The organism is Acidisphaera rubrifaciens HS-AP3, assembly GCF_000964365.1.
Taxonomy (GTDB): Bacteria; Pseudomonadota; Alphaproteobacteria; order Acetobacterales; family Acetobacteraceae; genus Acidisphaera; species Acidisphaera rubrifaciens.
Genome location: NZ_BANB01001077.1, coordinates 1 through 378, shown reverse-complemented (window position 1 = coordinate 378; position 378 = coordinate 1). Strand labels below are relative to the sequence as shown.

1 protein-coding gene is annotated in these 378 nt (G+C 75.4%); it reads left to right on the top strand.

The features are described 5' to 3' along the window. Positions 1-378, top strand: a 378-nt coding sequence (locus B8460_RS20130; protein ID WP_048863411.1) for a glycine betaine ABC transporter substrate-binding protein, incomplete at both ends; no start/stop codon positions are given.

Sequence of the window (378 nt, the reverse complement as noted above, 5' to 3'; positions counted from 1 at the left end):
GGCGCGACCGCGTAGCCGGCTGGGCGCGGGTCAGGACACTTGACGCGGCAGCGAACGGCCTCGTCTGGCTGCCCTGCGCGCCGGCGGACAACGGCTGGACCATCGCGGTGCGTCGCGCGACCGCCGCCGCGCGCGGCCTGCGGTCGATGAGTGATTACGGGCGCTGGGTGCGCGGCGGCGGCCGGGTGCTGCTCGCCGCCTCCGCCGAGTTCGTCGAAAGCCCGGCCGCCCTGCCGGCGTTCGAGGCCGCCTATGGCTTCCGCCTCGCGAGCGGACAGATCATCGCCCTGGCCGGCGGCAACACGGCGGCGACCTTGCGCGCGACCGCCGAGGCGATCTCCGGCGTGGATTGCGGCATGGCCTATGACACCGACGGGG